The sequence below is a fragment of the Psychrobacter sp. AOP7-B1-24 genome (genome assembly GCF_052376215.1).
Taxonomy (GTDB): Bacteria; Pseudomonadota; Gammaproteobacteria; order Pseudomonadales; family Moraxellaceae; genus Psychrobacter.
On record NZ_JBQSVL010000001.1, the window covers coordinates 60,191 to 75,856 of the forward strand.

Sequence of the window (15,666 nt, forward strand, 5' to 3'; positions counted from 1 at the left end):
TTCCTCAAGACTATAAAACACTAGTCACTTTTAATTAATACCAGCCTGAACCAAGTCACGTAAGGCCAGCACACCGACTAGTGCATCATTATCTAAAACAATAAGCTGGTTTACCTTTTTTTGTCTCATGATATCAAGGGCTTTTGAGGCTTTAATATCAGGAGAAGTAGTAATCGGTGCTGTCTTCATGACACTGGCAATAGGTTGGCTCATATCTTGATTCGTTGTGAGTAGTCGACGGATATCACCATCTGTCAGTACCCCATAACGATTTTTGTCATCTACGACCACAGTCATACCGAGTCGTTTTTCGGTAATCTCAAATAGGGCTTCAATGATACTGGTATTTCCTGTCACTAAAGGAATCTCTTCACCGGATTTCATGAGATCAGAAACATGGGTCAAGAGTTTTTTACCCAGCGCACCCGCAGGATGCGATAGGGCAAAGTCCTCTGACTTAAAGCCGCGGGCTTCAAGCAATGCGATAGCCAGTGCATCACCCAACACCATCGTCGCTGTGGTGCTAGAGGTAGGTGCTAGACCCATTGGACATGCTTCTTCGAAGTCGCCAAGTGTCAAAGCAACATCAGCCTCTTGAGGTAGTCTACCTGATAAGTTTTTACTGATACTTATTAAAGGTAAATCTAGCTTTTTAATCACAGGCAATAAAACATTGATCTCATCGCTATTACCTGAGTTGGATATCGCTAAAACGACATCACCCTTGACGATCATCCCGAGGTCGCCGTGACCGGCTTCACCAGGATGCACAAAAAATGCAGGCGTGCCAGTAGAGGCCATCGTCGCTGCTATTTTGCGGCCAACAAGACCAGACTTACCCATACCTGTAATGATAAGGCGACCTTGGCAATTAAGAATCATATTACAAGCAGTGCAAAACACCTCGTAATTCTCACTCAATAAACTTACGATAGCTTTTAACTCTGTTTCTAAAACTCTATGATACGTTTTATTGAAGTCAAACATCATATCTAAGATACCTGTTACTCTCTACCGTTGATTAATATATAAATAGGGCGTGTTGAACATTCATAATTTCAGCCAGATATAAGCACAAGCAAGAGCGACCGTATTCTCATAACTCTGCTTGAGCTTATCAAATCTGGTGGCAACTGCCCTATACTGTTTTAGCTTAGCAAAAGCATTTTCTACTAAGTGGCGTACCTTGTACAAGTTCCAGTCCATATGGTCGTTAGAGGACTTTGTATTTCGTTTCCGAGGAATGTTATCACACGTCCCTGCTTGTTCAATATGCGCTCGTAGTGAATCAGAATCATAGCCTTTATCGGCACATAAAACCTCTGTATCACTCAAATCAACCTTGTCTATTAAATCAGGTGCGACTTTAACATCGTGGGTTGTGCCATCTGACAAGATAAAGGTAATCGGATTGCCATGAGCATCTACTGCTAAGTGAATTTTAGTAGCACGTCCTGCCACACTTTTACTAATGGATTGTAGGTTCTCATTGCCACCACTGCTGTGCTGATGCGCCTTGATATGAGTACCATCTATGAAGACCCACTCAAGGTCTGCGTCTTTGATCAGTAACGTAAATAATGCAATCAGCTTATTACTGCGAAACCAACGCTGGTAAGCTTTATAGATGGTATTGGGCTTGCCAAAGTACGGTGGTAAGTCACGCCAAGGGCAACCAACGCGCATCCGATACAACACATCTTCAACCGTATTTCTAAGATTTCCTTTGTCATAGATATTCAACTCTAGTAAGATAGGTTTCAGTCTTGTCCAGTGTTCATCTTTGAGCATGGTGCGAGGCATAGCGAACGATATCTTTTTTGTGTGAGAACTTAAAGATTAACCGTTCGCTATTTTTTTTGCCATTAATTTGTCGCCAATGTTCAACACGCCCTAATGTATAAAAACTTATATTAATCCTGTAGAAAAAAAACCTACCTACCATACTCGACCCTATAACTATGTAGTAAGATTTATGCCCCTAGCCTACAGAGTCATAACTATAACAAAAAAGTCAATTTCACTATTATAAATCAATCTTCCCTAATTATTTTTTTTCTAGCTTTAGTATATATTGAAGACAATGGTAGCTTACTATCGGAGAAAAAACGATTTGGTTCTTTATAGTATTTTCGCACCTTTCTTTCGCTCACTAATACCGATATAACCTTTCTTTCAAGGTTTAACAATCGAGAAGATATATCCCATCCAAAAAACTCTAATGAACCTGTATCACTTGATTTATTTTCAAAAAATCGCTGATGTATTTTTTCACTCCCTTCTTTCCACAAAGCCTGTTTTATATCTTCTTTACTTATATCAATATTTACCATTCTATCTGGAACAAAATAACGCAACGGCCTTCCAGAAAAATAGTTTTCAAGAGTTACTCCTTCAAAAACCTCTGCATCTTTAAAAGTAGGATTTTTAATAAAGGTTTGTAAATCATTGCATACATCTCCTAAAGTATCAATCTCCTCTAGGTACTCTTGACTTGTGATTTCTGGTAACATCATCATCATCAGGTTTGTTAGGTTCTCAACATACTCGACAACTCCTTGATGTATTTCGCGATTAAATTTTACACGCTTATTCTGATCTCTAGGAAGATATAAAGGTTTTAATTTACCATTGCTGTTCTCTTCAACAAACTTTAGAAAAGTTGTTTGAGAGTTTAAAAATAACGATTCAATAAAAAGAGCATATTTAATATAAAAATCACTTCTATCTTTTATATTTACCTTATCTCTATAGTAACCTTTTGAGTAGTGGTTTCCTGCTAAGTCGTTTAAGTTAGATTCAATTTTAGAGTATGTAGCGAAATATAAGCCATGGCTTTTTTCCAAGCACATCAACTTTACGAGACTAGCTTGTAAAGTACCATTATGGCCAATATCAACAAATGCTATATCCGTATCATTATAAGAAATATTATTGTCGTTTAAATATCTTGTATAAAGTTCACGTTCGCACTTAGCATTATCCAAAATAGCCTTCTCTACACGTTTTGAAGAAAACCATTTCTTCAATTTTTTAATATCTAACTGATCCTTGTTTATAACCTTTCCTAAAGACAAACTATTCAGAATTTCTCGAGATAAACCAAATCTTAAGGATACGTATTCGAAAACCTCTGACTTCTTAGTGCTTTTATTAAGATCATTCAAAAACAACTCAACTTCATTATCAATTTCATTTCTATTTCTTAGCAAAGCCACTCTTACAGACCTTCTAGAAGCGAGAATATAATAAGTATCTATATCATTTATACCTAACATAGAAATCAATTTATCAACAGATTTTTTAACAATCTCACCATCCCTTGCTAAAAAATAAACTCTCTTAATACTATTGGTTTGACAATAGTTAATAATCCAAAGGCTAAAGCTTAACATTATCTTACCAACTATATTATATCCAAAGTTAATAGCCTTACCTCTAGAAAAGCCAAAATCTTGACTAATAACAGGATATTTTGATAAGTTAGATTGAATCAACCCATTATGGAGACTTGAAATTGCACTATTATTTATATGGTTTATCTTTGGTCCCTCTTTTTGAAAAAAACTATTATTGGATGCTATTAAAACCCCTTCTAACCCATTAGATTTAGAATTGATATAATCTGCTTTTTCATTATCTCCAATATGTAAAAAATTTGTTTTTTCCATTCTTTTCACATATAGAAACATATCTCCAGACTCCTTGGTCTTATTTATCTCTGAAGATACATAATAAGAGTTTGGATTATAGCCATTACTATGTAAGATCTCTCTAATAAAACATTCATCATAGTAAGTATCTGTTATTACAATTACTTTTTTCTTCTGTTTTACCGCATATTGAAAAAGTTTATACCCAATATCATGAGTAGTTAATAACTCTTTATCAACACTCTTCTCAATCTCACACATTTCTTTAGCTGCTAGATCATCAAGACCTAATTGTTCAGCTACAACAGTATACCTCTCAATTAAAGTAACTTCTGGTTTACTAAATCGAGATTTGGCTTCCTTTCTAAGTTTAACAAAAAGATCTACATCTATATTTGAAAACCTAGCACATATAATTCTTGCCGCTATCAAAATAACATCAGACGGCTTGAAACACTTTCTTTCTAAGAGGGTATCAAAAACATCAAAAGAAACAACATCATAATTGTCAATTAATTTAGAAATTTTTTCAAAATTAATTTTATTAGAAACCATTTCCCTGTTTTTAACTTTCTTTCTAGTTTTGCTTGGCTGCCCCTTACTATTATTATAATTCTTCAGTAAAAAGTACTCTTTTTCAAACACTTGGTTATTATAAAACAATGACAACATATCTCTATAAACTGATTTCTTATTTATAAAACTTATATCTTTAGGTTCATATATTAAATCTAAAGTAGAGTTTAATATACTGTACCAAAAAACAGGAGAATGTAGCTTATCATAAACTGAAAAATAGCCATCTAAATCATTATTAGTAGTAATATTCAATGCTGGCTTATAAAAATACTCAACACTTTTATTGAAATATTTGGCCTCAAAAACAACTGAAGATGAAATAGCTACTACATGTTTCACTCTATCAGTTGCTAGGAGCTTATAAGCAGGTATATCAATTAAAGATACATTATCAAAAGATGTGACAAATTTAATTTGGTTAGAGTCATCACCTCGAATCATAGGGTGTCTAGAGTAATAAACATGATCATATTCTTCTGTAAGTTTTTCAAATTGCTCTTTAAAGTCTAGTACATTAAGCATTACTCCTTCTTTGCAAACAGCTTTGTCAGTCAATGTCTGACCAATAAAAACAGCTGAATTTTCGTAGATATTATCTTTAATCATTCCTTCATATTTATTCCATCCCATATATGATTCTATTTTCATTTTATTAGCGTATAAAAAATAGTGGTCATCACTCAGATTATGTGCAACTAGTTTTTTTTGGATTTTTTTACTATTTGACTTTATTGCAAAGAAATTATCATCTAAAAATCTTATGGGATGTAGCCATACGTCTATATAAGTGATACCTATCTTATCGAGAATCTCTCGAGTTTCTTCTGATAGCTCATAACCAATTAATAACGACTCACTTATAGAATCTTTCAAATATTTTAAAGACGATTCGCTAATGCTATTAGGGTTAAAATAAAAATGCGGAACATCTAAATCAGCAATAATGCTACTTTTTTCAAAAAATTTATATCTACTAAATCCATTTTCACTATCGCTAACGAAACAGTCTAATTTTTTATCAGTGAAAAATCTTGATAATGCTCCACTAACTATCAATGAAAACCATCGCAAATGATAATTTTGCGTTGCGTTACGCGTCATAATAAAATCAGCACAGAAATAAATTTTTTGCATACAAACCTCAATTGAAATTGTTTAGCTTCTATTTTTTAGTTTCTATATTCAATCCGCTATAAAAACGATACAGCAAGATGAGAAATTGTGTTTCGTAGCCTCTGTCAGAGTAGGCACAGCACGCAATAAAAACAACTTTTAATTAAGTGCATTTATAGCCATGTACTTTATTTATTTAGACTCGACTATATAGCCAAAAGCTCTGAATACCTCTTTTTCAAACCGCTTTCATCCATGTAAATAATGGGATAGTCTTGACATTGATAGTATAGTCAGTTCAAAATAAAATTGTTATGCCTTGAACAAATATCATAAAACAATTTGGATAAGTCGTTTTCCATCCAGCCTTGGCGTAGAAACTTCACCTGCGCCCATTTTTTCTCGATAGGATTCAGATCAGGGCTGTACGACGGCAACCATAAAATACGATGACCATGTCTATTAAGTAGCTTTTGAATACGCTTACTCTTATGAAATCTGGCATTATCCATCACAATCACGCATTTTGTTTTAAGACTTGGGATTAGCTTGTGTTTGCACCAGTGATAGAAGACGATGCTGTTGATGTTTGTCTCAAAGTAATCTAGGGCAAACAGCATCTTTTCATATAGAGCACCGATAACGTTGGTTCGCTTTTTACCTTGCCAGTTGTAGCTATCGATACAAGGCTTACCAATAGGCGCGTAACCATGAGAGCGGATGGTCTCGTGCTCAAAGCCGCTTTCATCCATATAGACGATGGGATAGCCTTGCTGCGTAAAGCGATCAAGCTTTCCCTGATACGCCGCTCTTTTGATCGGACAAGCTTTTGGATGTTCTAAGGTCTTTTTTTTGACTGATGCCTAGGCGCTTTAGGGCATGATAAATGCCTGTTTTACTACAGTTTAAACGACGTGCTCGCTCATACTGATAATCATTAGGATGTTCTTTGACATCATTAAGTAGCACGTCATCTGGTATTTTATAGGGTTTGGTTTGCCTGGTTGTTTTACTATGAACACGCCGCTTCCAGTTTTGTATGGTGGTTGGGCTGAGGTTATAAAACTCAGCCGCCTCGGCAAAGGTCATACCCTCGTCTAAGCTTTTTAGTACTTGTTTGCGAAAATCTAGTGAGTAAGTCATGGTCTTTATAATAACAATTAAGTTTGATACTTAGTTTATAATATTTTTAAGTGGGATTTACTATACTTCAACTTTACATATTATTCTAAGCGTTTAAGTCAGCTAGATTTAGGGTATGTAAGACTTTTTACAAGTATAACCAAGTCGCTTCATCGCTACTTTTATACCCGATTTACTACAGCCAAGACGCGTCGCTCTTTCGTAATAGTAAGCATCAAGATAGTCAGTAACATCTTGCTTAAGGGTCGCATTAAATATTTTGCGCGGTAATCTGATGATAGGTTTGATACTGACGTCTTTCTTCCAGTTGGTGATTGTGGCTAGGCTCAAGTCATAGAGTTTTATTGCGGTGCGGATACTCATTACTTGGTCGATAGACTTCAAAACCTTTTTACGAAGTATGATTGGGTAAGTCATGATGATCAGTTAGTTTAGGTTTATCACATCACTTCTTGATGGGGTTAACTACATACAAAAAAAAGACACCCCATTGTAGAGGTGTCTTTGTTTTTTTGCAATGCAGTTTTGGTAGTTAAACTGTAGACTTATGCTTATTTTACCAGCCAGTAACTTCTTTTAGCTTATCGCCCAATTTAGATGGGTCACGCGTATACGCGATACCCGCATCTTCAAAGGCTCTAAACTTCTCTTCTGCCGTACCTTGACCACCAGAGATGATCGCGCCAGCATGGCCCATACGCTTGCCTTCTGGAGCAGTGACACCAGCGATGTAGCCGACCACAGGCTTCGTCACATGGTCTTTGATATAAGCGGCGGCTTCTTCTTCCGCAGTACCACCGATCTCACCGATCAAGATGATCGCCTCGGTCTGTGGATCTTCTTCAAACAGTTTTAGCGCGTCGATCTGGTTCATACCAGGGATAGGGTCACCACCGATACCGATACAGGTTGACTGACCAAAACCAAGCTTAGTAGTTTGAGCTACAGCTTCATAAGTCAAGGTACCAGAACGTGAGATAATGCCCACTTTACCTGGCTGATGGATATGGCCTGGCATGATACCAATTTTACATTCGCCTGGCGTGATAACGCCTGGGCAGTTTGGACCCACTAGACGTACATCGCCCGCTTCTTCTAGATAGCGCTTGGCTTTTAGCATATCGAGAGTCGGTACGCCTTCAGTGATCACAACGATCAACTTCACGCCCGCATCGATTGCTTCAACGATAGAGTCTAGTACAAATGGTGCTGGCACGTAGATTACAGAAGCATCCGCTTGAGTCGCTTCCATCGCTTCCGCCATGGTGTTAAATACTGGCAAGCCTAGGTGCGTTTGACCGCCTTTACCTGGCGTGACACCGCCGACAACTTTGGTGCCGTATTCGATGGCTTGCTCTGAATGGAAGGTACCATTTTTACCCGTAAAACCTTGTACCAATACTTTGGTATCTTTATCGATTAATACACTCATTATTTTTTCCTTGTATTCGGTTGTCTTGTGACAGCGACTTGACGACTGATGATCATTATCAATGATGATCTGACAATGACGATCTGAGCCTAACAAGTGCCATCACGCTTTGACGACTACGCGATAGCGCTTATATGCTTAGAGTTAGGTTTCATCGCCCTACTCTAAGGCGCTGGCGCAATCGGTATTAAGCTTGTACAGCTTCGACAATTTTTTGAGCCGCATTTGAAAGACCTTGAGCTGAAATCAATTTCAGACCAGACTCTTCTAGGATTTGTGCGCCTTTTTCAGCGTTGTTACCCTCTAGGCGAACAACTACTGGTACTTGTACGTCAACTTCTTTGATAGCAGCGATGATGGCTTCTGCGATCATGTCACAACGTACGATACCACCGAAGATGTTGATTAGAACACCTTCAACGCTGCTGTCTTCAAGGATAATCTTGAATGCTTCAACAACGCGATCTTTAGTTGCGCCGCCGCCAACGTCTAGGAAGTTAGCAGGTTTGCCGCCATACAATTTGATGATGTCCATGGTCGCCATTGCAAGACCAGCACCGTTAACCATACAACCGATGTTACCTTCTAGCGCAACATAGTTTAGGTCAAACTCAGCAGCTTTAAGCTCACGCTCGTTTTCTTGTGTTTTGTCTTGTAGTGCTGCAATTTTAGGAAGACGGTATAGTGCGTTTGAATCGATGCCGATTTTGCCGTCAACACAAACGATTTCGCCATTTTCACGAACAGCCAATGGGTTGATTTCCATTAGTGCAAAGTCGTTTTCAACAAATGCTTTATAAGCACCAGTCATCAATTTAACGAACTGGTTGATTTGCTTGCCTTCTAGACCAAGTTTGAATGCCACATCGCGTGCTTGGAAAGGCATTAGACCAACTAAAGGATCAACATGTACTTTAAAGATTTTTTCTGGTGTGCTGTTCGCTACTTCTTCGATATCAACACCACCTTCGGTTGATGCCATAAAAGTCACACGACGAGTTGCACGGTCAACGACCGCACCAAGATATAGCTCAGTTTGTACTGGGTACATATCTTCTGCAACCAATACAAAATTAACTGGTTGACCATCAGCGTCAGTTTGGAAAGTAACCAAGTTAGTACCGATTAGCTCTTCAGCAACTTGCTTGGCTTCTTCACGAGTTTTAACCAGCTTTACTCCACCCGCTTTACCGCGACCACCAGCATGTACTTGCGCTTTGATAACCGCAATGTCTGTTGGCGTTTTATCAAAAGCAGCAGCAGCTTCATCGCCGTTATGGGCAATAATGCCTTCTTGAATCGGCAATCCGTAGCTTTTTAATAGCTCTTTTGCTTGATACTCATGTAAATTCATTGATTGTATCCTTTATTTTTTACAATTAATAAAAAGTGAAAACGAGTGCGCATATACATATATTAAACATCCATTTGGCGCACTCATAACGGTAGTGACCGCTTTTACTGCGGTACCACCGTCAGGTTATAAGTCAGTATTTATCAAACTAACTACTTATTTCTTACGCTTTTTGCGCTGAATGGCATGAATTGCACGGCCATCCGCAGACAGAGCGGCTTCATGCACAGCTTCTGAAATGGTTGGATGCGCAAATGTCATCAATTGTAGATCTTCGATACTAGAGACAAACTCCATCGCAATCATACCTTGATGGACGATATCACCAGCACCAGCAGAGATAGCATGCATACCTAGCAAGCGATCAGTTTTGGCATCAGCAACGACCTTAACAGAGCCTTCCGCTTCACTTTGAGCAAGTGCACGGCCGTTAGCTGCTAAGTTGAATGAACCAGTTTTAACTTCGTAGCCAGCTTCTTCAGCTTCCTGCTCAGTCATACCAACCCATGCGATTTCTGGATGCGTGTAAATGACATTAATAATAGTGTCATAGTTTACCTGAGGTTTTTCGCCATGGATACGCTCAACGGCCATCATCCCCTCTTCCATTGCTTTATGTGCAAGCATAGGACCACGGACTAAGTCACCGATAGCGTAGACACCATCAAGATTGGTTTTACATTGGTCGTTTACATCGATAAGACCACGTTCCGTCAAGGTGATACCACTGTCTTCACCAAGTAGCTTCTCAGAATAAGCGCGGCGGCCAACACAAACGATAAGTTTGTCAAAGCTTTCTTCAGATGACTCACCTTTGGTTTCGCTCGTAACAACTACTTGATCGCCTTTTACTTCAGCGTTAGTGACTTTGGTATCAACACGAATATCAAGACCTTGTTTCTTGAGTAACTTACCAGCTTCTTTAGCGATGTCTTTGTCAGCAGCGGCTAAAAAGCTTGGTAGCGCTTCATAGACTACCACTTCAGCACCTAGACGACGCCATACAGAACCAAGCTCAAGACCGATAACACCAGCACCGATCACGCCTAAACGCTTAGGAACTTCGGTAAAGTCAAGTGCGCCAGTAGAGTCAACGATACGATCGCCATCTGTTTTGGCCACAGGAATGTCAATAGGTACAGAACCAGCAGCAAGGATAACGTTTTTTGCGGTAATAGTGCTTTCGCTGTCATCTGCTAGAGCAGTAAATTTGACTTTTTTGTCAGCGCCTTTACCGTCAACTAGAGTACCCCAGCCTTGTAGCCAGTCAACACCATTACCTTTTAATAGTGCAGCGACACCGCCGGTTAATTGCTTAACGATACCTTCTTTACGAGCAATCATTTGCTCGACATCGATGGTGACATCGCTCGTACTGATACCATGCTCAGCAAGGTCGTGTTTGGTCGCTTCATAGCGATGTGAGCTATCAAGCAATGCCTTTGATGGGATACAACCAACGTTCAAGCAAGTACCGCCAAGTGCAGGCTCGCCTTTGTATAAACGTTTTTCGATACAAGCAACACTCATACCTAATTGACCTGCACGGATAGCAGCTTCGTAGCCACCAGGACCGCCGCCGATGACGACTAAATCATAACTGTCTTTCATAGTAGGTTCCTATTTCTAATTTTATTTATTATATAATTCGAAAATCTCTCGTATATAAATAAGCGCTGTTTGACCCAATACATTTTTATTTGATAATCAATATACCCTATCAGTCAAAACATGCTTTTTTATGCGTAGAGAGCTAGTACGATCAATCTAATCAATATTAAAAAGCTTGTATCAGCGGTTGCCGATACAAGCTTAAGCGCTTACAGGTCTAATAGTAACATGGCTGGATCTTCGACCAACTCTTTGATAGTAACTAAGAACTGTACTGCTTCTTTGCCATCGATCATACGGTGGTCATAAGACAGCGCAAGATACATCATTGGTAGGATTTCCACTTTACCATCGACAGCCATTGGGCGTTCGTTGATAGCGTGCATACCTAAGATCGCAGTTTGTGGTGGATTCAGGATAGGTGTAGACATCAATGAACCAAATACGCCACCGTTTGAGATAGTGAACGTACCGCCAGTCATATCATCTAGACCCAGCTTACCTTTCTGTGCAAGGCCACCAAGCTCACGAATACGGCTTTCAACATCAGCCATGCTCATGCGATCCGTATCACGCAATACTGGAACTACCAAACCACGGTCTGAAGATACTGCAACACCAATATCATAGAAACCATGATAAACGATGTCATCACCGTCTAGTGATGCGTTGACTGCTGGGAAACGTTTCAAGGCTTCTGTCGCTGCTTTTACGAACAATGACATAAAGCCTAAACGTACGCCATGACGTTTTTCGAACTGTTCTTTGTACTTAGCACGCATGTCCATCAATGGTTTCATGTTCACTTCGTTAAACGTAGTCAACATAGCCGTGTCTTGTGATGCTGACAACAGACGTTCAGCCACGCGTTTACGCAGGCGTGTCATTGGAACACGTTTTTCAGTACGCTCACCCACCGATTCAGCTACTGGACGGCCGCTATCAGACTTGATGCTGCTGTCCGCTTTCAATGTTGGGTTTGCCATGTCAGTTTTGGTCACACGACCGCCACGACCAGTACCTTCAACATCTTTAGGGTCTACACCACTCTCTTTCGCTGCTTTACGAACGGCTGGGCTCTGATCTTTATGATCCGCATCATTGCTCGCATTTTGAGCAGGCGCTTGTGCCGGCTCGCCACCATCTGCCGCTTGAGCTGATTCAGCTGGTGCTTCTTCTGCAGCAGGAGCCGCAGCTGCACTAGCACCGGCTTCAAACTGAGCAATAAGCTCATCAGACAAAACAGTATCATCAACTTGTTTGACGATTTGAGTGACAACACCATCATCTGGTGCCACAACTTCTAGTACCACTTTGTCAGTTTCGATTTCGGCCAGTAGGTCATCACGGCTAACTTGTTGACCTTCAGCAACATGCCACTCAACGATTGTACCGTCAGCAACAGATTCTGGAAAAACGGGGGCTTTGATATCAGCCATCGATATACTCCTTAGATTTGGATATTCATATTTGTTATTAAGTCGTGATAAACAGTCAGTGCCATCTTGGATAGTGACCTTAAGTAATACTATCTAGATTGTGTTACAGCATACTGACTGTTATCGCCTGATTCATTTATCTTCAATAATCTGTTATTTAGACAACTCATCGACACTGATACCCAGACCACCAGCGATCAACGCTTGTTGCTGCTGAGCGTGCAGTTTTGGTGAGCCTGTTGCAGGTGCTGCACTCGCAGGACGTGCCACTGGCTCCATGACTTTTGCCTTGGTTGGGTGCGGTACCACGATACGGAACATATGCGGTGCTAAGTAATACCAAGCGCCTTGGTTAAGCGGCTCTTCTTGCGTCCATACGATCTCAGCCAAGTTACTGTATTTTTCAATCTCAGCAATCAAGCGCTGCTCTGGTAATGGGTAGAGCTGTTCGATACGAACGATAGCCACATGATCTAAACCTAATGCACGGCGCTGCTCAAGCAAATCATAATAGACTTTGCCGCCACATATCACCATACGCGTCACTTTATCTGCGTTGTGATCATCCATCTCTGGTAATACAGTTTCAAATTTACCGTTAGCGAGCTCTTCTAGATTTGAAGTCGCAAGCTTATGACGTAGTAAACTCTTTGGTGACATAACGATCATTGGTTTACGGATTGGGCGCACGGCTTGACGACGTAGTGCGTGATAAATCTGTGCAGGTGTCGTCGGTGTGATGACTTGCATATTATCTTCAGCACATAACTGTAAGAAACGTTCAAGACGCGCAGATGAATGCTCTGGGCCCTGACCTTCAAAGCCATGTGGTAGCAACATGGTTAGACCACAGACGCGCTGCCACTTGGTTTCACCACTTGAGATAAACTGATCGATAACAACCTGTGCACCGTTGACGAAGTCACCAAATTGCGCTTCCCAAACGATCAAAGCGTTTGGTACTGTCGTTGCATAACCATACTCAAAAGCCAATACAGCTTCTTCTGATAGTAATGAGTTATAAGTCGCAAAACGGGCTTGTTTTTCACTGATATGAGCAAGTGGCACATACATGCTACCGTCATTGACGTTATAAATCTCACTATGACGATGTGAGAATGTACCACGACCGACATCTTCTCCGGTAATACGTACTAAAACATCGTCATTATCAACCAATGAAGCATAAGCCAATGTTTCAGCGGCACCCCAGTTCAATGGCTCTTCACCTGTTTGCATTGCTAAGCGTTGCTCGACTACTTTTTGAACTTGACGCTGTAGCTTATAACCTTCTGGCATTTGTGCCATGCGACGACCATAACCTTTTAGGGTTTCGATATCGACACTAGTATCCCAGTCATCAACCAAATCATGACCCAAATAAGGCGTCCAATCTACAAACAGCTCTTCGTTAGGCTCATTGACTAGCGAACTGGCAACATAGTCACCACGATCTAAAGACTCACGATATTCATCTTCATACTGCTTTTCTTCATCGGCACTTAAAATACCAGCTTTGATAAGCTTCTGTGCATAAAGTGTGCGAGTGGTTGGTAGCTTTTTGATAACAGCATACATGAGAGGCTGAGTGGCCGATGGCTCATCTGCTTCGTTATGACCGTTACGGCGATAGCAGAACAGGTCAATAATAATATCTTTATCAAACTCATGACGGTAATCTAATGCCAATTGGGCAGCGAACACCACGGCTTCAGGATCATCACCGTTCACATGTAGAATAGGCGCATGTACCATTTTTGCGACGTCAGTACAGTATTCAGTTGAACGAACATCTTCTTGACGGCTAGTGGTAAAGCCCACTTGGTTGTTGATGACAATATGTACTGTACCACCAGTGGTATAAGCACGAGTTTGCGACATTTGGAAGGTTTCTTGAACCACACCTTGACCAGCAAAAGCAGCGTCACCATGTACGACGATTGGTAATACCGAGTTACCCGCTTTATTGTCTAAAAGTGGTTGGTCATTACGACGAACCTGACGGGCACGTACTGAGCCTTGCAATACTGGCGCGATGATTTCAAGATGCGATGGGTTAAATGCCAGGGCTAAATGAGCCTCACCACCTGGTGTCATCACATTAGATGAGAAACCATTATGATACTTCACGTCACCTGAGCCTTTTTCTGGCTGAACCTTACCATCAAACTCATCAAATAAGTCTGCAGGATTTTTTCCCAAGATATTGACCAATAAGTTTAGGCGTCCGCGGTGCGCCATACCAATGACCATCTCTTTGGTACCGTAACTACCAGCACGCTGGATGATTTCATTGACAGCAGGGATAAAGCTTTCACCACCTTCAAGACCAAAGCGTTTCACACCCGTATATTTACGTGCTAAATACTTTTCTAAGCCTTCGGCTGCTGTCAAACGCTTAAGAATAGAGATGCGTGTTTCTTTATCGAACTCGATATGACCTAAATTGCTTTCTAGATACTTTTCCATCCAGCGTTTTTCTACACTGGTGGTTACGTGCATATATTCGACACCAATGTGACGGCAATAGACACGCTCCATGATTTCAATAATTTCGCGTAAAGGTGCTTCATCTTTGCCAATATTTAAATCATTGGTAGGAAATACGGTATCAAGGTCGGCTTCTGAAAGGTTGTGATAAGCGAGGGTCAAATCTTCCACTTCGGCACGTGGTTCTAGATTTAATGGGTCAAGATTGGCGCGGCGATGACCACGGCGACGATATGCTGAAATCAACTGCTGCACACCCATTTGCTTGGGGTTTGTACAGTCCACTGTATTATTAGTGGTTGATTGACTACTACTCTTGCCTGCTGTCTGGTTGCGTGCGAGCAACAAAAACTGTTCTTTAATAGCATTGTGTTGAGCATCGTTTGGCGATTTGTACTGTTCAAAGTATGCTTGCCAATCGCTGTCAACGCTATCAGGATCATTAAGGTATTGCTCATAAAGAGCTTCTATATACTGGCCGTTATCAGCCGCCAGTTCTGTATGGCCTGAGCCTTTTGCTTCTTTAGTTATACTATTCATAATAATCGTCTATTTGATAGATAAATGAATGGAATCGTGCTTATTATTGTGTAATCTGTCGTACGTTAGATGCTAACGCCTATAATATCTATATGAAAAATATAATTATTTGTGAACGTCCGGTTTTCTTATCCAACTCGTTTCACAATATTAATTTATATATACTACTAGCCATAACCAATTTATTGATAACCAGTTATCTATAAATCATCAATGCAGCACCTAGCTATTTTCACCACTGTTATTCGCTATGTCTAAGATATTACAAATTTTCTGCCCAACATACACTGCTGTATAGAGTAACATGACTGT

The 15,666-nt window shown here is 40.2% G+C and carries 11 protein-coding genes; all 11 read right to left on the minus strand.

All coding sequences use genetic code 11. From position 1 onward, the window contains the following. Positions 1-30 precede the first annotated feature (30 nt). Positions 31-990, minus strand: coding sequence for a KpsF/GutQ family sugar-phosphate isomerase (locus ACT3QP_RS00260; protein ID WP_444524024.1), 960 nt, complete (start codon positions 988-990; stop codon positions 31-33). 60 nt (positions 991-1,050) lie between these two features. After that, a complete protein-coding gene (locus ACT3QP_RS00265; protein ID WP_444524025.1) occupies positions 1,051-1,803 on the minus strand; it encodes an IS5 family transposase in 753 nt (250 codons plus the stop codon). Positions 1,804-2,033: 230 nt separating this feature from the next. Next, positions 2,034-5,366, minus strand: coding sequence for a hypothetical protein (locus ACT3QP_RS00270; protein ID WP_444524026.1), 3,333 nt, complete (start codon positions 5,364-5,366; stop codon positions 2,034-2,036). Between the two features lie 272 nt (positions 5,367-5,638). Beyond that, the gene (locus ACT3QP_RS00275) at positions 5,639-6,163 is read right to left on the minus strand and encodes an IS630 family transposase (RefSeq protein WP_444524051.1); all 525 of its coding nucleotides are present in this window, start codon (positions 6,161-6,163) and stop codon (positions 5,639-5,641) included. Further along, the gene (locus tag ACT3QP_RS00280) at positions 6,132-6,488 is read right to left on the minus strand and encodes an IS630 transposase-related protein (RefSeq protein WP_444524027.1); all 357 of its coding nucleotides are present in this window, start codon (positions 6,486-6,488) and stop codon (positions 6,132-6,134) included. Before ACT3QP_RS00280 ends, ACT3QP_RS00275 begins: the two co-directional genes overlap by 32 nt. Positions 6,489-6,596: 108 nt before the next feature. Next, on the minus strand, positions 6,597-6,905 hold the full coding sequence (locus ACT3QP_RS00285; RefSeq protein ID WP_444524028.1) for an IS630 transposase-related protein: 309 nt from the start codon (positions 6,903-6,905) through the stop codon (positions 6,597-6,599). 139 nt (positions 6,906-7,044) lie between these two features. Next, positions 7,045-7,920, minus strand: a complete 876-nt coding sequence (gene sucD / locus ACT3QP_RS00290) for a succinate--CoA ligase subunit alpha (protein WP_075101409.1) — start codon at positions 7,918-7,920, stop codon at positions 7,045-7,047. A 187-nt stretch (positions 7,921-8,107) separates the two neighbouring features. Beyond that, the gene (gene sucC / locus ACT3QP_RS00295) at positions 8,108-9,274 is read right to left on the minus strand and encodes an ADP-forming succinate--CoA ligase subunit beta (protein WP_444524029.1); all 1,167 of its coding nucleotides are present in this window, start codon (positions 9,272-9,274) and stop codon (positions 8,108-8,110) included. Between the two features lie 156 nt (positions 9,275-9,430). Further along, positions 9,431-10,885, minus strand: a complete 1,455-nt coding sequence (gene lpdA, locus ACT3QP_RS00300) for a dihydrolipoyl dehydrogenase (protein ID WP_192991733.1) — start codon at positions 10,883-10,885, stop codon at positions 9,431-9,433. Positions 10,886-11,094: 209 nt separating this feature from the next. Then, on the minus strand, positions 11,095-12,324 hold the full coding sequence (gene odhB, locus ACT3QP_RS00305; RefSeq protein WP_442440035.1) for a 2-oxoglutarate dehydrogenase complex dihydrolipoyllysine-residue succinyltransferase: 1,230 nt from the start codon (positions 12,322-12,324) through the stop codon (positions 11,095-11,097). Between the two features lie 153 nt (positions 12,325-12,477). After that, entirely contained in the window at positions 12,478-15,354 is a 2,877-nt protein-coding gene (locus ACT3QP_RS00310) for a 2-oxoglutarate dehydrogenase E1 component (protein ID WP_444524030.1), read from the minus strand. Positions 15,355-15,666 lie beyond the last annotated feature (312 nt).

Excerpts from the sequence above, each read along its gene's own strand:
- ACT3QP_RS00265 (WP_444524025.1), bottom strand. The coding sequence starts at position 1,803 with ATGCCTCGCACCATGCTCAAAGATGAACACTGGACAAGACTGAAACCT.
- ACT3QP_RS00260 (WP_444524024.1), bottom strand. The coding sequence starts at position 990 with ATGATGTTTGACTTCAATAAAACGTATCATAGAGTTTTAGAAACAGAG.
- ACT3QP_RS00270 (WP_444524026.1), bottom strand. The coding sequence starts at position 5,366 with ATGCAAAAAATTTATTTCTGTGCTGATTTTATTATGACGCGTAACGCA.
- ACT3QP_RS00310 (WP_444524030.1), bottom strand. The coding sequence starts at position 15,354 with ATGAATAGTATAACTAAAGAAGCAAAAGGCTCAGGCCATACAGAACTG.
- lpdA (WP_192991733.1), bottom strand. The coding sequence starts at position 10,885 with ATGAAAGACAGTTATGATTTAGTCGTCATCGGCGGCGGTCCTGGTGGC.
- sucD (WP_075101409.1), bottom strand. The coding sequence starts at position 7,920 with ATGAGTGTATTAATCGATAAAGATACCAAAGTATTGGTACAAGGTTTT.
- odhB (WP_442440035.1), bottom strand. The coding sequence starts at position 12,324 with ATGGCTGATATCAAAGCCCCCGTTTTTCCAGAATCTGTTGCTGACGGT.
- ACT3QP_RS00280 (WP_444524027.1), bottom strand. The coding sequence starts at position 6,488 with ATGACTTACTCACTAGATTTTCGCAAACAAGTACTAAAAAGCTTAGAC.
- ACT3QP_RS00285 (WP_444524028.1), bottom strand. The coding sequence starts at position 6,905 with ATGACTTACCCAATCATACTTCGTAAAAAGGTTTTGAAGTCTATCGAC.
- sucC (WP_444524029.1), bottom strand. The coding sequence starts at position 9,274 with ATGAATTTACATGAGTATCAAGCAAAAGAGCTATTAAAAAGCTACGGA.